The 15,946-nt window shown below is 56.8% G+C and carries 12 protein-coding genes, 2 tRNA genes, 1 other RNA gene and 1 pseudogene; 7 read left to right on the forward strand and 9 right to left on the reverse strand.

What is annotated here, in order from left to right; genetic code table 11:
* Positions 1-498: 498 nt before the first annotated feature.
* The 6 genes and pseudogenes from I6I94_RS01690 to I6I94_RS01715 all read right to left on the reverse strand — a co-directional run.
* Positions 499-801, reverse strand: a pseudogene (locus I6I94_RS01690) (DUF2469 domain-containing protein); the annotation flags it as partial.
* Positions 791-1,582, reverse strand: coding sequence for a ribonuclease HII (locus tag I6I94_RS01695; protein WP_128087703.1), 792 nt, complete (start codon positions 1,580-1,582; stop codon positions 791-793). The pseudogene I6I94_RS01690 and the gene I6I94_RS01695, both read right to left, overlap by 11 nt.
* 9 nt (positions 1,583-1,591) lie before the next feature.
* Entirely contained in the window at positions 1,592-3,343 is a 1,752-nt protein-coding gene (lepB, locus tag I6I94_RS11370; RefSeq protein ID WP_236588894.1) for a signal peptidase I, read from the reverse strand.
* Positions 3,344-3,455: 112 nt separating this feature from the next.
* The gene (lepB, locus tag I6I94_RS01705; protein WP_201620812.1) at positions 3,456-4,088 is read right to left on the reverse strand and encodes a signal peptidase I; all 633 of its coding nucleotides are present in this window, start codon (positions 4,086-4,088) and stop codon (positions 3,456-3,458) included.
* A gap of 23 nt (positions 4,089-4,111) precedes the next feature.
* Entirely contained in the window at positions 4,112-4,459 is a 348-nt protein-coding gene (rplS, locus tag I6I94_RS01710; RefSeq protein ID WP_006887925.1) for a 50S ribosomal protein L19, read from the reverse strand.
* A 257-nt stretch (positions 4,460-4,716) separates the two neighbouring features.
* On the reverse strand, positions 4,717-5,328 hold the full coding sequence (locus I6I94_RS01715) for a single-stranded DNA-binding protein (RefSeq protein ID WP_128087701.1): 612 nt from the start codon (positions 5,326-5,328) through the stop codon (positions 4,717-4,719).
* A 437-nt stretch (positions 5,329-5,765) separates the two neighbouring features.
* Here I6I94_RS01715 and I6I94_RS01720 point away from each other — a divergent pair, with 437 nt between their 5' ends.
* Complete coding sequence (locus tag I6I94_RS01720; RefSeq protein WP_006887900.1) at positions 5,766-6,602, forward strand: HNH endonuclease family protein; 837 nt, start codon at positions 5,766-5,768, stop codon at positions 6,600-6,602.
* A gap of 144 nt (positions 6,603-6,746) precedes the next feature.
* Here the strand turns inward: I6I94_RS01720 and I6I94_RS01725 are convergent.
* Positions 6,747-6,819 (reverse strand) — tRNA-Arg (locus I6I94_RS01725).
* A 312-nt stretch (positions 6,820-7,131) separates the two neighbouring features.
* The gene (mptB, locus tag I6I94_RS01730; RefSeq protein WP_201620813.1) at positions 7,132-8,916 is read right to left on the reverse strand and encodes a polyprenol phosphomannose-dependent alpha 1,6 mannosyltransferase MptB; all 1,785 of its coding nucleotides are present in this window, start codon (positions 8,914-8,916) and stop codon (positions 7,132-7,134) included.
* Between the two features lie 170 nt (positions 8,917-9,086).
* Between mptB and orn the strand changes: the two genes are divergently transcribed.
* The 4 genes from orn (at position 9,087) to def (ending at position 11,765) form a co-directional block, all read left to right on the forward strand.
* Positions 9,087-9,725: an oligoribonuclease gene (gene orn, locus I6I94_RS01735; protein ID WP_037237428.1), complete on the forward strand. Its 639-nt coding sequence runs from the start codon at positions 9,087-9,089 to the stop codon at positions 9,723-9,725.
* Between the two features lie 109 nt (positions 9,726-9,834).
* Positions 9,835-9,907: transfer RNA gene (locus tag I6I94_RS01740), tRNA-His, on the forward strand.
* A 91-nt stretch (positions 9,908-9,998) separates the two neighbouring features.
* Positions 9,999-11,156, forward strand: a complete 1,158-nt coding sequence (locus tag I6I94_RS01745; protein ID WP_128087699.1) for an acyl-CoA dehydrogenase family protein — start codon at positions 9,999-10,001, stop codon at positions 11,154-11,156.
* 36 nt (positions 11,157-11,192) lie between these two features.
* On the forward strand, positions 11,193-11,765 hold the full coding sequence (def, locus tag I6I94_RS01750; RefSeq protein WP_094758069.1) for a peptide deformylase: 573 nt from the start codon (positions 11,193-11,195) through the stop codon (positions 11,763-11,765).
* Positions 11,766-11,794: 29 nt separating this feature from the next.
* On the opposite strand, the gene rnpB is transcribed toward def, so the two are convergent.
* Positions 11,795-12,215, reverse strand: an RNA gene (rnpB, locus tag I6I94_RS01755) — RNase P RNA component class A.
* A gap of 53 nt (positions 12,216-12,268) precedes the next feature.
* Here rnpB and I6I94_RS01760 point away from each other — a divergent pair.
* Positions 12,269-13,057: a YaaA family protein gene (locus I6I94_RS01760; RefSeq protein WP_201620814.1), complete on the forward strand. Its 789-nt coding sequence runs from the start codon at positions 12,269-12,271 to the stop codon at positions 13,055-13,057.
* Between the two features lie 373 nt (positions 13,058-13,430).
* The gene (locus I6I94_RS01765) at positions 13,431-15,851 is read left to right on the forward strand and encodes an HtaA domain-containing protein (protein WP_201620815.1); all 2,421 of its coding nucleotides are present in this window, start codon (positions 13,431-13,433) and stop codon (positions 15,849-15,851) included.
* Positions 15,852-15,946 lie beyond the last annotated feature (95 nt).

Genomic DNA, 15,946 nt, shown 5'->3' on the forward strand with positions numbered 1-15,946 from the left:
TTTTCGTTGGCGTACCGGGGCAGGCCCGCCCGGTGTTGCGCACCGTGCGGGTACGTGTACTGTGCCTGAAGTACGCGGATATTCGCTAGAGAGACAGCGGGGCCTGTGGATAACTCACCCGGTGCGGGGCCAGATGTCGTATCCACAGGCGTTTTATGCTATTTCGTGCTTCAAAATGTGGTTTAAGACTCTTATTGTGAAGAAATGTGACGTTTTCATGAGCGGCCCGTTACAGGCACCTCACGCGGGTATAAAAAGTTTCGGGCAGACACACGGTCTGCCCGAAACTTTCAAAGTGTGTTTAAGCCAGCAGATACCGCAGGCTTTTGAGCTCCCCTAGTACCCGTTGGAGTCGTGATATTACCCGTCGGTTTCGGGGCCGCGCCGCCGGGCATCGGAGGCATCCTGCGGCTGCGTGTTACTTTCTGGCCGGTGCTCAGCCTCGCTCACCATACCGGTGTTTTCTGCCGCGTCAAAAAGTGTGCGCACCCCCATATCGGGGATTGAAAATTCCTGGTTCGGCAGGCGTTCTTCCACGTTCACGTCGTGCGTTGAGAGAACCCGCACGGTCTTCACAAACCGGTTGGTGCGGAACACATCCCACACCCACACGTCGCTCATGAGCACCTCAAAGTAGACGGTTCCATCGCTCACCCGGGGAATGACCTCAACATGGTTTGCCAGGTAGAAACGGCGGTCAGTATCAACCGCGTGGGTGAAAAGCGACATGACGTCGCGGTATTCCCGGTATAGCGCCAGCTGCGCATCGGTCTCGTAGTTTTCAAGTTCTTCAGCGCTCATTCTCGTTTACCCCGTTCTCGGCGTGACGCCGTTGATAAGCCATCCGTACCTGTTGTTCGTCTGCCGGTAGCGCCCACGTGAGCCTGTGCAGCGGGCTGGGCCCGTGCTCGCTAATAGCGGCGCGGTGTGCCGCAGACCCGTAGCCTTTATTATTCTCCCACCCGTATTCCGGGTAGCGGGTGGAAAGGTCACGCATCAGCCCGTCTCGTTCCACTTTAGCTAATACAGATGCGGCCGCAATGGAGGCGCACCGGTAATCTCCCTTAATAATGGTGTGAACCGGCCCCTGCCAGGGCGTATTTCTGCGCCCCCACGCCTGTTGCAGAAGCTCTTCGTACCGCTGGTGCGCGGGATCCTGATGCCCGAAAAGGTCGGGGGCGGGGGCACTGAGCCAGTCGTGTTTACCGTCCAGGAGCACCACTTCAGGTGTTGTCCCCTCACGCCCTAAGCACGCGAGTGCCCGCTGTGCCGCTAAACGCAGGGAGAGGGTCATGCCCAGTTCGTCAATCTCTGCGGGACTCACGTGCCCCACGGCGTTGAGGCACCACCGTCGGATCTCGGGCACCATTTTTTCTCGGCGCGCAGGTGAGAGGGCTTTGGAGTCGATCAGCCCCGCCACCTGCAGCTGCGCCTGGGCCCCAATAACGGCCACCCCAACGCTGAGGACACCGGCAAGAGAGCCGCGGCCTACTTCGTCCACCCCAGCCACAAGCTGGTAGCCGGCCGCGAACAGGTCATGTTCGTGCTCTAAAGTGGCGGCCGGTGCCTGTGAGCCAGTCATGCCGCTGCCCTACTTGGAGGGTTCGGGCACTGATTTGAAAACATCGGACTGGTTCGTCATTAGGCCAACGCGGTTGATCGGCCAGGCGATAACGAACACGTTGCCCTGAATATCGCCGCGTTTGACGAATGCGTGCCCATCCCCAATGTGGTAGCGCGAGTCAGCGGAGTGGTCACGGTGATCACCCAGCACGAAGTATGAGTCGTTGGGAACAGTGACCGAGAACGGCACATCGGACGGGTTGGAGCCCGGGTGCAGGTAGGGCTCGCTGATTTCTACACCGTTCACCTTGATTTTGCCTTTCCCGTCACCTTCAACACGGTCACCGGGCTTACCGATGACGCGTTTAACGAGGTAATTTGAGGAGGTGTCCGGTAGTATGCCCACGAATGTGAGGGCGTCATTAATGGGGTTGCTCTTCTTCTGGGCTGAGTCGATCCACCCTTGGGAGTCTTTGAACACTACCACGTCGCCACGGTTCGGGCTACCGAAATATGACCCGGCGGCGTTGATAAAGACCCGGTCGTTCACCTGTAGGGTGTTCTCCATCGACCCGGAGGGAATGTAGTAGCCGCGTACCAGGAACGTTTTAATGATGAACGCGATCACTAGCGCGTACACCACCACCATGGCCGATTCACGGAACGTGGTCCATGCCCACTCACCCATCCGGCCTTCTTCACGAGCCTGTTTGAGGGTTAGTTCGGGCTTTTTGTCTTTTTTCTTGGACTTCTTGGTGCTGCGCTCGTCCTCATACTCATAGTCGTAGTCGTCTGAGGAGTACGCCCCCGTCCCCAGGTGTTTAGGCCGCACGGGGTTTTCGTAGAGGGTCTGTTGCGGGGCCGTGTTACGGGATGCGGGGCGCGTGGTGCGCGAAATAGAGCGTGTATCGCGGGAGACAGGTTTCCGTGAGGGCCTGCTGCGTTTCACGCGGTTAATGCTGACGGTGCGGTCCGGGTCTGTATCTGTTGCGGGCTCGGTGACGGACCCGTTGCTGTTGTTGTTGCTCTGCGGCTCGTTGGGGGCACTGTAGCCTGCGTCGAGAGCTTCTGAGCTCTGCTGGGGCGCGTTTTCGCCCATAGTGCTGTACCCCAGGTACCCGTTTTTGAGGAAGCTCTTTTTGAGTTTAAGGGGCTGCGTCTCAATAATGCCGGTCTGCGGCGCGGAGTCTGCGCCCTGTGCTTTTTTGAGGCTATTGAGCCATTTGGAGGTGGCTACATGGGTTGAACCGTCGGACTGCTCACCAGTGTTAGCGGAGTCGTTATCATTTTCTGAGGCGTGGGTGCTGCGCTCCGTAAAAACATTTGATTTAGTGGGCGCGCTGACGTTATCCCAGAAGTTTGCTACGGGTTCTTGTGGTTTTTCCTGAGTCTCAGGGGTCTGCTGCTGAGGTTCTGGTTCTGGCTGGGGCTGCGGCGTGTCCGCTTCAACGGGCTGTTCAGGGGCAGCATGGCGGCCGAACCTGAACCGCCGCGACGAGCCTGATTGTGCCGCTTGTGATGTTTCCGCCTCTTGGGAGTGCGCATTGCCCGATGCCCCCGTTACGTTGGCTGGCTGAGACTCAGTTCCCGAAGCGTCGCTGGAGTACTTGGCGTGGCGGCCGAAACGCCTGCCGGAGGGCGCACCCGTAGCGTCAGCAACGTTCTCGCTATTCTGGGCGCGAACGGCTTTACGGGACCGCTTCTCAAGTTCACGACGCTCACGGCGCGTGCGCGGCTGGTACTCCGCGTCCGTTCCCTGAGGCTCATTCTGTTCAGCCATGCCAAAGACCTTTCTGAGAGGACATATGGTTCACATGCCATTGTAAAGGGTGTTAACCACCGGGTAGACAAAATAATTGGTTTACAAAGAAACCATAGTGTATATATAAAACCTAAAAATGAATACGCCAGACGGTTCGACCAATAATTTTATTGGTGTGAATCATGCCACCACCGGGTGCTCCCAGCAGGGAGCGAGAATCGACCGATGCCGAACGATGATCCCCCATCACCCAAACCCTGGAGTGCGGTATAACAACATCAAACCGCGTCTCGGAAGGGCTATCCTGCGGGTACAGGTATGGCTCATCCAGTTCCTGCCCGTTCAACACTAGTTTACCGTTATCGGAGCAGCATGAAAGACGATCCCCTGCTACCGCAATGACGCGCTTAATGTACACCGTATCCGTGGGGACAAACCCCAGCCACTGCCCAATACTTTTAGCCGGGTCTTTCCAGAAACTACTGCCCGATTCATACGGTGCGAACGAGCCCGTACCGTCGAAAACCACCACATCTCCGCGTTGCACCGCACCTGCTCCCTCCAGCTTGGAGACAAGCACCCGGTCGCCTGGGGTATATGCGGGCTCCATTGATTCCGACGGGATGTAGTACACGTCCACTAAAAACGTGCGAACGCACAATAACGTCACCACCGCTATGCCCAGGGCTACAGCAACCAGGCGCCACCCCCGTTTGAGGTGACGCCTGGTGCTGGGAACCGCCGAGTTCTCGGCCGAATCCACAGGTTCTAAACCCTAGAGAAGAATTAGAACTCGCGCTTCTCGCGAATGCGAGCAGCTTTACCGTGACGGTTGCGCATGTAGTACAGCTTTGCACGGCGCACATCGCCGCGGCTGACAACCTCAATCTTCTCGATCACCGGAGAGTGAACCGGGAAGGTACGCTCAACACCAATACCGAACGAAATCTTGCGAACGGTGAAGGTCTCGCGCACGCCCGCGCCCTGGCGGCCAACAACGAAGCCCTTGAAAACCTGCACACGGCGGTTCTTACCTTCAACAATGTTCACGTGAACGTTGAGAGTGTCGCCGGGGGCGAACTCGGGAATGTCGTCACGAAGGGACTTCTTGTCGATAAAGTCGAGAGTCTGCATTGATTAGATCTCCTGAGCCACCTGCCGCAGGTCAAATAGGCTCGGTTGCCCACCCATAAGATTCATGGAGGGGTACTCACTGCGTGGGGCAGGATTGGTGCCCCACGGTTCACGCTGTTACGGTCGCTCTTCCCCCTGCGGCAGGGGCGTGCCCAGCGTGAACACAGTTGTGAATTATCGCAGATTCCCCAGCAACACGCAAGATAAGGCACCTACAGTACAAGAGGCACGCTCGATAGTCTCAGCAGTTCCGGCCTCTACGCGGCAGCCTGTACCTTAGAATCGGTACCGGCTGCAGCAGGACGGGTCCGCGTATCTGCATGTTCGAAGGTCCCATCATTGTCACAGTGCACCCCGTTGTTATCGTATGCCGCGTTATTGCGGACGGGGCCGTCACCCTCGGTTTCAGGTGCGGTTTCAGGGTGCATCCGCACAATACTGTTCCTCGTAATGGGCTCGGCGTGTTCGGGATGCTGCTCATTCTGATTCTGTGGTGCAAGATCCCGCCGTTCCACACCGCGTTCGAATATGCATGTGCCATACCCCAGGTCCACCCCAATCGACTGCGCGTCGATTTCAGCGGAGGAACCGCTGCTGCCGTCTTTATGGGTGAACTGTTTGATCTGCAACCGGCCGGTTAGCAGCACCGGGTGCCCTTTATCGATTGAGGCCGCGATATTCTTCGCCAGCCTGCGGAATGCTGTCACCGTGTACCAGTTTGTACGCCCCTGCTGCCATGTCCCAGAAGCCGCGTCGAACCAGCGGGGCGTACTTGCCACCCGGAAACTTGCCACCGGAACCCCGCTGGGTAGAGCCCGCAGCTCGGGGCGAGTGGCCGCAAACCCGCGGATTGTCACAATGTCACTCATAGTGCAACTCCTAAATGTAGTGGGGTGAGAAGTCCCCTTAGAGTTGCAAAGAAAAACCGCTAAAACTAATGCGCACCGCAAATAGTGTGGATATTCCTATCTTTTTCCTGAAGGATTGCAGAAAAATTAGAATATGTGGACAATCTCTTGAAATACTATCCATAATATTTAAAAAATATTCGCATTACGTGCATAATATTTAGTTTTATGACATATCCCCTATAAAGCCCAAGCACTCACCAGACAACCGCCCGGTTTCCGCTACGATGCTCCAGCCCCTATGCTATATACGGCAACGTCGTGTGCACGTGTTAAAAGCACGCACCCGACGACGCCGTGAGCGCTATAGCATCGCCCACAATTTATCCCGCCACCACCCACCCTGGAGAACCCCGTTGAGCCTACCCACCCTTCCCAAAGGACTACATCCCTCCACCATGGACCCCAAAAAGCGGCGTCTGCTGTATACACTGATCGCTATCGCCGTGGTTATTCTTCTGATTATTGCGGTCATCTATGTGGGCAGGCACGGTACCGGCGGGTTGTTTGAGGCGAACCCCAGTGCTTCCTCATCACCGAACACCGGTGAAGAGGACGAGCCAGACGTCAAAACAGAAACCCTGCAAGAGGTCAAGAACCCCTACGACGCGGTCGATCCCACCACTGCACTCGCCCCCGATTTAGCGACCGTTAAGAAGGAACTCTCCTCCCTGCCCGTTAAAGAAAGGGCCTCAAAGAACGGGTATTCCCGGGAGCAGTTTGGTGCCGCTTGGGAAGACGTAGACAAAAACGGGTGCAACACGCGCGACGATATTTTACGCCGAGACCTGACGGATGTTCGTTTTAAGGCTGGAACACGCGCCTGCACCGTGATCACCGGAAAACTGGCTGACCCATACACCGGTAAAACTATTGATTTTAAGCGCGGCAAGAAAACCTCCAGCGCCGTACAAATTGACCATGTGGTGGCGCTGTCTGATGCGTGGCAGACCGGGGCGCAGGATATTGATGAGCAAAAACGCCGCGAGCTCGCTAATGACCCCGAGAACCTGGTAGCCTCAGATGGCCCCGCAAATATGCAGAAGTCTGATTCTGACGCCTCAGAATGGCTGCCGGGCAACACAGCGTATCGGTGCACCTATGTTGCGCGGCAGGTGCATGTGAAAGCTAAATACAAGCTATGGGTAACCCCCGATGAGAAAAGGGCAATGGAGAACGTGCTCAACTCATGCAAGAGCACTAACCCCGGCAAGCAAAAAGCCGCAGGTAAGTGATCGGGTGATGCTCCTGCCAACCGACGGGGGCAGAGGTCACATCCCTGATCTGCCCCAGCTTGTGACCCGCACACTGGTGCCTGTGCAATCATAAAGCCCGCTTGGTTCCGCACAAATATGTGGAACCAAGCGGGCGCTGTTGTGTACCCCAGGAGGGAATCGAACCCCCGACCAAGAGATTAGAAGGCTCCTGCTCTATCCTCTGAGCTACTGAGGCGCATGGCAAGTGATACTTAGCCTAGTTCACTCGTACACGGCGATCGTGCCAAGTGATATTTATAGATTACACCTAAATTTTCAGAACACAGCATAAAACACGAAAACGTTAGGAACACTACACCCCAAACGGCGCCTGTCGTGAGCAACCCTACATTTTTTAAGACACGCATCAGCAGTTACAGCACCGAAACGGGAACTATGTGACGCTGCGCCCGGCCACACCGGCATCCTGCTCACTACGGCAAATACCCGGCATGTATTCCTCAAGGAATACGCTGCGGGTTTTTGAGCTGCAGTACCCTACGGAGGGCTACTCCCCCGAATTGTTATTGTGCACGGAGGTATCAGCTTGGCCTTCCTGTTGTTTTCCGGAAGCGTCAGCTTTGTGCGCCTGCTGCGATGCTGAGGGGGCCTTGGCGACACGCTGCTTTTTCTGTTCGGACCGTAATAGTTTGGCCGCTGCGTATTCGGCTTTTGCCCGTTTGAGGTTCATGCGGGTGCGCATGCTCCATCGCGGAATATGAGCCAGAAGCATCTTAGGCATGAGGGTGTTACGGGTGAGGGCGTGGGTGCCGGGATCAAGCAGCAGCAGGTACAGCACGTACCCGAGGCATACCAGCCCAGCAATCAGCTGTGCCATGTGTTTATCAAAGTCGAGCAGGTACGGGGATATTGCCAGCTGATCGCTCACCGATAATGCCATAAAGAACACCGTGGTTGCGAAGTACCACATGAGCTGAAAATTTGTGCGAATACCGGTGGCGGCGATCATTGGCAAGGCCCACAACAGGTACCAGGGCTGGATCATGGGGCTCAGCACCAGCATCACAATAATAGCCAGGCCGGCACGGCGCACAATCTCGCGGTCACGCCCGAAGAAGGCAAAAAGTATCGCCCCTGCCATACCGAGCCCTTTACCGATGTACTCAATAATATGCTTGTAGTGATCGGCGGTCTCGGGAGAAACACCGGGCGCGGTTACGACAGCCCCAATAACGAGCCCCAGCGGGGTAAACCAGATAAACTGCCCGGCGGTGGTTGACAGCGCACTCACCCACCCAAAGCCTAGCCCGGTTACCGCACCCATGAGCCACATCTCGGTAAATAGCACCACCAGCGATAACGCCCAGTACACAAACCGGCGCGGCCAGCTGGCATATTCCCCAGCCCATAACAAACCAACAAAAGGAAGCACCACAAGAGCGAGAGGTTTCACGGCAACCCCTAACGCCAACACGGTCACAGCGGCCATACCGCCCCAAAAAGTTCGGTGCCGTTTAGCAATGTACAGGCTGGCGACCATAAAAAGAGTCATCATTGAGTCGTTGTGTCCACTTGAGACGAACGAAGCAATAAACAGGGGGTTCGCGCCCACCTGCCACAGCGTGCGGGTGCGGCTGTAACCATGTTCGCCGGCAAGGCCCACAGCATAGTACATAATGCCCAAAAAGCTCAGCGCGCTGACTAAACGGAACATAAACAGGGCGGCGTCAATATTACCGTCGGCCACCCAAACAATAAACTGTTCGATCTTAATGAAGACGGGCCCATACGGCGGGGGCGACTGCGCCCACAGGGGGTCGGCTCCGTTTTGGAAGAAGTTGGTGATCTCAGATACGCCGTGCTTATACGGGTCAAGGCCATTGGCGATCACCTGTCCCTGACCGTAGTAGGAGAACATATCACGGCTAAAAAGCGTGAAGGCAAAAAGCTGCGGGGTGCTCCAGCAGGCAATGACGGCGTAGATCCATCGTCTTGATGAGGCGTCGGTCCCAACTTTCTGATAGATGCGCAGCCATTCGCGACACATAATCATGCCGCCTGCCGCCACCAGTACCACGCATGCAATAATCCACGAAGGGTCATAGCGGATGGTCCTAATAATGGAGCTTCGCCAGAAGTCTGAACTATCGGCGAGCCACCCGGACCCATAGGAGCCGAGCATGATCATAATGGACCCGACGGTACCCCAAATGAGGGTGCGCATCCGGTGTTCTTTGCCTTCGCGCCGGTAGTGCTCTAACCGGGTTTCGAGCGTTTGATGCTCGCTTAACTCGGTGCGACGACCCCGCTGCGTGCGCTTAGTGCGCGACATGAATCACCTCCGCGTTCCTGTTGTGGGCATACCTGTTTCCATGATACCCAAATGAGGCATACTTCTTCGGGCGTGCACTCCCCTGTACAGCGCACTGTTCCCACCTGGTATTTAGTGTTCTGCCTCGGGGCATACGCCCTGTTCTGGAGTGCAGGGGGTAGAGTTAAGGGGTGAGTATTTCAAGTGAACGTATTGTGTGGATTGACTGCGAAATGACCGGCCTTGATGTGGCCAATGACGCGCTCATTGAGGTGGGGGTGTTGGTCACAGATTCTGATCTGAATGTTCTGGGGCAAGGGGTTGAGCTGGTTATTAAACCCGGCCCTGAGGCACCAGCGGGCGCTCTGGAAAACATGAATAGTTATGTGCGCACCATGCACGAGTCTTCGGGCCTGTTAGCTGATATTGAGCACGGGGTGAGCATGGATCACGCGCAGGAGGCGGTACTGAAATACGTGAAAAAGTATGTGCCGGTGGCGGGTAAGGCTCAGCTGGGCGGCAACTCAGTAGGTATGGATAAGCGCTTTTTAGAGCGTTATATGCCCGAGCTTATGGCGCACCTGCACTACCGTGTGATTGATGTTTCCACTATTAAGGAGTTGGCCGCACGGTGGTTCCCGGCTGCCCGTTACAGTGCCCCAGCGAAGACCGGTAACCACCGGGCGTTGGGCGATATTGTGGATTCTATTGACGAGTTGAAGTACTATCGCCGCACAATTTTTGTGCAGGATGGCCCGGATGCGACAACAGCGGCCCGTATTGCGAGTGATATTGAGAGGGAAAGGGCTGAACTGAACGCATCAAATTAGCCTCAAAACCTGTGCTGCGTATCACTGAGAATAAATTTGGACAAGAGTTTCAAACTCCTGTAAAGTGGAACTCGCTGCAAACGCGAGGTATCCCTTGCGAGCAAGCATGGTGGTCGTAGCTCAGTTGGCAGAGCGCCTGGTTGTGGTCCAGGAGGTCGCGGGTTCAACCCCCGTCGATCACCCCGAATGAAAGGGTCGTTATGGCAGTAGCCGTAACGGCCCTTCGCTATATCCTATCCCCTCCCGAGCCTACATCTAGCACCCGAGGACCCCATGCGACCCACGATCGAATTCACCGAAGACCACGAGCTTTTCCGTGAGGCGGCACGCGAGTTTATTACTCACGAAGTGGCCGCCCACTACCCGCAGTGGGAGCGTGAGCACATGATGCCGCGTACTGTCTGGACTGCCGCCGGGGAGGCCGGGCTGCTGGGCCTTGCAGTGCCCGAAGAGTACGGCGGGGCGGGTATGCCTGATTACCGCTACCAGCTGGTGCTTACCCAAGAACTTGCGGCCAAAGGGTGCCACGGGTTCGCTCTTGCCGTGCACCTGCAGCAGGACTTGGTACTGCCTTACCTTCTGGCATACGGTACCAAGGAGCAGAAGCAGCAGTGGCTTCCGGCGATGGTCACCGGTGAGCTGGTCACTTCGTGTGCTTTTACGGAGCCGGGTGCCGGATCGGATCTGCGCGCCTGCCGCACCACCGCCGTGCGTGAGGGCGACGAGTTCATTCTTAATGGGCAGAAGACATTTATTGGTTCGGGTATCTCGGCAGATGCGGCGCTTGTGCTGGCCCGTACCGAAACCGGCAGCACCCGCGGCGGGTCAGGTTCGTTCTCGCTGTTTATGGTGGAGAAATCTTCGGGGTACACGGCAGGCAACCAGCTCGATAAGCTGGGGCTGCGTGCCTCCGATACTGCCGAATTATTTTTTGATAATGTTCGGATCCCCGCCCAGAACCTTGTGGGTGAGCTCGGGGAAGGGCTGCGGTATGTGAAGGAGCAGCTGCCGCAGGCTCGCCTGGCAATTGCCGCCGCATCCGCCGTGATTGCCCGAACCACCGTTGAGGCAACCGTTTCTTATGTGAAGGAACGGCAGGTTTTTGGCTCCCGTGTGGCTGATTTTCAGAACACCCGGTTCAAACTGGTGGATGCGCTCATGGCCGCCGAGACCACCGAGCTGTACGTGAGCCGTGCCATTGACGCGTTTAATGCGGGCGCTTTAAGCGCTGCCGAAGCCGCAAAGGTGAAGGTTTTCGCCTCAGAGAACGCCTGCCGTATCACCGATACGTGCCTGCAGCTTTTTGGCGGCTACGCCTATATTAATGAGCATCCCGTGGCGCAGGCTTTTCTTGCCGCACGTCTGCTCCCAATTTTTGGGGGTACGAACGAGGTGCTGCGCGATACTATTGGTTTCGATCTGCTGGATTAACCCGCCCAATCACCACACTACGAAAGGTATCACCGTATGACTGTTCACCCCATCGTTATTCACGGCAACCCTGTACTTCACCGCCCGGCTGCCCCTGTCACCGCGTTCGATGAACAGCTCAAAGAGCTCATCGCCGACATGTACGAGACAATGGACGCCTCCCACGGGGTAGGGCTCGCCGCACCGCAGATTGGTGTGGGTCTGCGTTTATTCACCTACCAGATGGAGAATGAGGATGGGGTGCCGCCGCGCGGGGTGGTCGTGAACCCGGTGTTAACTCTCGGGAAAATCTCTGGGGCAGATCCTGACCCGGATACTGAAGAAGAAGGGTGCCTCTCATTCCCCGGGTACGGGTTCCCGCTCAAACGCGCCGAGTGGGTGACGGTCACCGGGTTCGACGGCGAGGGTAATCCGCTGCGCTTTGAGGCGACCGGCTGGTTTGCCCGGTGCATGCAACATGAGACCGACCATTTGGACGGCAAACTGTACGTGAACCGTCTGAATAAGAAGTGGACCTCCCGCATGAAAAAAGTGGTGAAAAAGGAGGGGTGGACCGTGGAGGGCAATAGCTGGATGCCGGGCGTGGACCCCGATCCTTTCGGTCACTAGGGTGTGGTGCTGTCACGGGGTTTAGAGGTGAGGCAGGATGCCCTATGAGCCGGGTTCTGTCATAGGCGCCTGGTTCTACCGGGTGCCCGGGGCAATCATCTATCTAGGACTCGCGTTGCCGTGAGCCTCAAGCAGTCTACCCGAACACGCACCCCCGCGCGCAGCTGGCGCAGTGGTTCGGGCGCACTACCCTATCATGGCGTGTTCTGTTTGACCTTGCTCCGGATGGGGTTTACCAAGCTGGGCACGTCACCGCACCCACTGGTGGTCTCTTACACCACCGTTTCACCCTTACCGCCCCAAGCTGGGACGGCGGTCTGTTTTCTGTGGCACTGGCCTGCGGGTTACCCCGAGTGGACGTTATCCACCATCCTGTGCTGTGGAGCCCGGACTTTCCTCGAAGCGCACACCGGCTAACGGTGCGTGCCGCGCGATTGCCTGGGCATCCTGCCTCATAGAGTATTCTACCGAAACCGGCGGCGGCACGGTTTACACTGGGTATTATGCTGATTCTTCTGCCACCGTCTGAAGGTAAAACCGCCGCTGAGGCCACGAACGCTCCCGTGCAGTTTGCGGATCTGTCGTTTCCCGAACTCACGGGCGAGCGGGAGACCGTACTGGAGCAGCTGGCTGCTGTTTCGGCGCAGGAAACGGCGTTGGAGCAGCTGAAGGTGGGGGCGTCCTTAGAGGCTGAGGTGCGGCGCAATACGCGTCTGCTTCATGAACCTGCGCACGCGGCAATTCAAACATACACGGGTGTGCTGTTTGAGGCGCTGGACTACGGCAGTTTCTCCCCCGCCGAGCGGCAGTTAGCGCAGCGTACTATTCTGATTTCGTCTGCGCTATGGGGCGTGGTGCGCCCTGAGGATGCGATTCCTGCGTACCGCCTTTCCATGGGTGTGAAGCTGGGTGAGTTGGGGCAGCTGGCTAATTTTTGGCGTGGTGCGCTTAGCTCGGCTTTGGCGCCTGTGGTGGCAGGTGAGCTGGTGCTGGACTGCCGTTCGGCAGCTTACGCGAAGTCGTGGGTGACCCCTGGCGCGCAGACTTTAGCGGTGCGCGTTGAGAGGGTGAGCGCCGATGGCACCCGTAAGGTGGTGTCGCATATGGCGAAGCATTACCGGGGTGAGCTGGCCCGGTACCTGGTGCGCAGTGGTCTGGCCGAGCGTGATTTTACGGCCGATGCCGACGGGGCCGCTGCGCTGGTGGAGGCTTTGGGGGCAAATTGGGATGTTGAGTGGGTGGCCGGAACCGAGCGGAAGGCTGGCACGCTCACCGTACTGATACGGCAGTGACGCTGCGCTGTTTCTCGACAGTGCTTCGCTTTTGGCGTGTGCGCTCATGGCCTCAAGTGTTTATTCATAATTACTCCCCCTCAAGGCAGTATATGCAGACAGTGTGTCGTTAAATACTTTTTTGGCGCAGTCCCACCCAACAAGCCCCGCTCACACCTCTTATTACCTGCTCCCCTTGTATAGCAGTATAAAAACAATAAAATGCGGTTCGATAAGGCACTTTACCCCAAAATACTCCTCTAAAAAATTCACTCACTATACCTGTAGAGCCCACCGTAATACTCATAACTATTACATGCTTCCCTTCATGAATAGGGTTGCTTTTTGGTAAGCTAAGCACGTCCTAACACACTACTAACATCGGACGGACCCCATGTCTACTTTTTCTTCTAGCAAAGGTGTAAAGAAGAGCGTATGCGCGGTGGCGCTAGTTGGCTCACTCACGTTTACTTCAGCCCCTGCATTCTCTGCGCCCTCCCCCAATACGCAGGCCGCCGCATTACCCGCCGCCGGGCAGGCACCCGCGCAAAATGACACCCCAGCCGCCGTTTCTGGCACCATTAACTGGGGGATCAAAGCATCATTCCGCAGTTATATTGGTGAACCTTATGCGGTGGGTGAAGGCGCATCGTACAACACCAAAGACCTTTTCTCGTTCCCAGCACATCATGCCGTCGTTTCCAATGATGGTAATCAGGTATCGCTGCAGGGCTCCGGTAAAGTCCACTACATTTCGCACTGTACCGACCGCAATAACCCCGAAACTGGGTGCGCCCTGAACCTTACCCTCTCGAACCCGCGCATTGAGTTTGATGCGGTTAAAGGCAGCGGCACCCTGTACATGACGGTGCGCACCAAAAACTACGCCTCCGGGCAGTGGGAAGGCCCGCATGAGATCCCGGTGGCCGCTCTCTCACTGTTGACGGCACAGCAGCAGGAAAATAACGGCGTGGTCACCTGGACAAATGTGGCAGCTAACCTCACCCCCGAAGGAAACCATGCTTTCTCGAATTTCTATAGTGACGGTGAGGGCCTTGACGCACTCACTTTCTCCTATGCAGGTAAAAGCGCCCAGGGGTTTACAGGAAGCGGCTACCGCCTGGGACAAAGCTGGGATTCTGGGGCCGATATTGCCGACCCGCAGAACACTGTGCGGGTAGGTTCGTACCTGTTCCACGCTTCGGGTGCCCGCTTCGGTTCTGATGAGCAGGCCCGCTACTCGGTACTGAAGGCCGATACTCTGCGTGAGGTCAGCTCAGGTACCCTGCCGATGGGTAAAAGTGCCCGATTCGCCGCAAACCCGGATAGCGGTGAGATTATCTTCGCTCATGAGAGCGCAGGGACGGTAGAACGGTATGCCGTGAATGAGCAGGGTGAGCTTGTATCTCGCGGTGCCGTTGCGGGTCTGAGCCTCGCCAAGGGTGAGAATGTGATGGCGCTGGGCTATAACGGGGCATCCAAAACGTGGGGTGTTCTTGCGGTCACCGGCTCCGCCCAGGCTCGTTTTATAAGTGTCGATTCCAACGGTGCGGTCACTGTCCAGAAAGCAGACTCGCCCAAGGACTACGATACCGCCATATCCGCAGTGAACGATGTGAGCGAGTACTACGGGGATACTTTCACCGGCGACACCCGCACCCTAGCTGCTTTACCGGATGGTTCGTTCGTGTACGCCCCCAATAAGGTGATACGCGATGCGGCGGACAAGCAGGTTCAGGGCGGACAGCTGGTGCACCTGAGCACCAAGGGCTTCTCGGTGGCGGCAGGTTCAACGGACGATGCCACCGCTAAGGCGTATATGAACGGGCTAATGACTACCCCTGACGGGTACGTGTACCGGTGGAATAACTATGCTCCTGCGGTGAGTGCCGTTCAGGTGCTCGCATATGATGGTTCGTCGTTCAGAACAGTGCGTGCTACCGCGAAGGCCCCGCAGGGTATAGGTGAGCTTGCCTCACTCCTGCCGGCAGGCGATAAAATTGTGGCCGTTGATGCGGCAAATGGCCGCCTCGTGTGGCTGTCTAAAGATCTGTCCGTTGAAAAAGAACTTCCGCTCACGGGCCTGAAGAAGACCGATAAGACCGGTTCCGCCAATGCCCTGGAGCTGCCAAACGGGGATATTATTTACCCCACGATGCTTGAGAAAAATGACGGGTTATCCACAAACCTGTGGCTTAACCGCCTGGTGAAGAGCACCCCCAATCAGCCCCGATCTGAGGAGCCTCAGAAACCGCAGGAGCCTCAGCCTCAACCGCAGCGTTTTAGTGATGTACCTGCGACCGACCAGTTCTACTCCGAAGTGCAGTGGTTGGGTTCTCAGAACATCACTACCGGTTACCCGGATGGTACGTTCCGTCCTGGTCAGAATGTTGAGCGTGCTGCGATGGCTGCGTATTTCTACCGTATGGCTGGCTCACCCGAGGTTACTTTGCCGAAGGAGTCTCCGTTTAAGGATGTGGATCCGTCGTTCCCGTTCTATAAGGAGATTGTGTGGATGCATCAGAGGGGTATTACTACTGGTTATTGGGATGGTACGTTCCGTCCGCATGATCCGGTGAATCGTGATGCGATGGCGGCGTTTTTCTACCGTTATGCTGGTGCTCCGGCGTATACGGCTCCGGTGAACTCACCGTTTAACGATGTGCGCCCCGGCACGATGTTCTACCGGGAGATTACCTGGCTGGCAGCGAAGGGTGTTACGAAGGGGTGGAGTGATGGCACTTACCGCCCAGGTGAGCCTATTCACCGTGATGCAATGGCCGCGTTTATTTACCGATACAGGCATCAGGGGTAATACCGCCGACAGGCTGTAGCGTCCAATGAGTGATAACCGAGGTGGCCCCGTGCCATTACTGCCCGCAGCGGCGTAAAGATGGGGCTGCCTCACGG

The sequence above is a fragment of the Rothia aeria genome (assembly GCF_016726365.1).
Lineage (GTDB): Bacteria > Actinomycetota > Actinomycetes > Actinomycetales > Micrococcaceae > Rothia > Rothia aeria.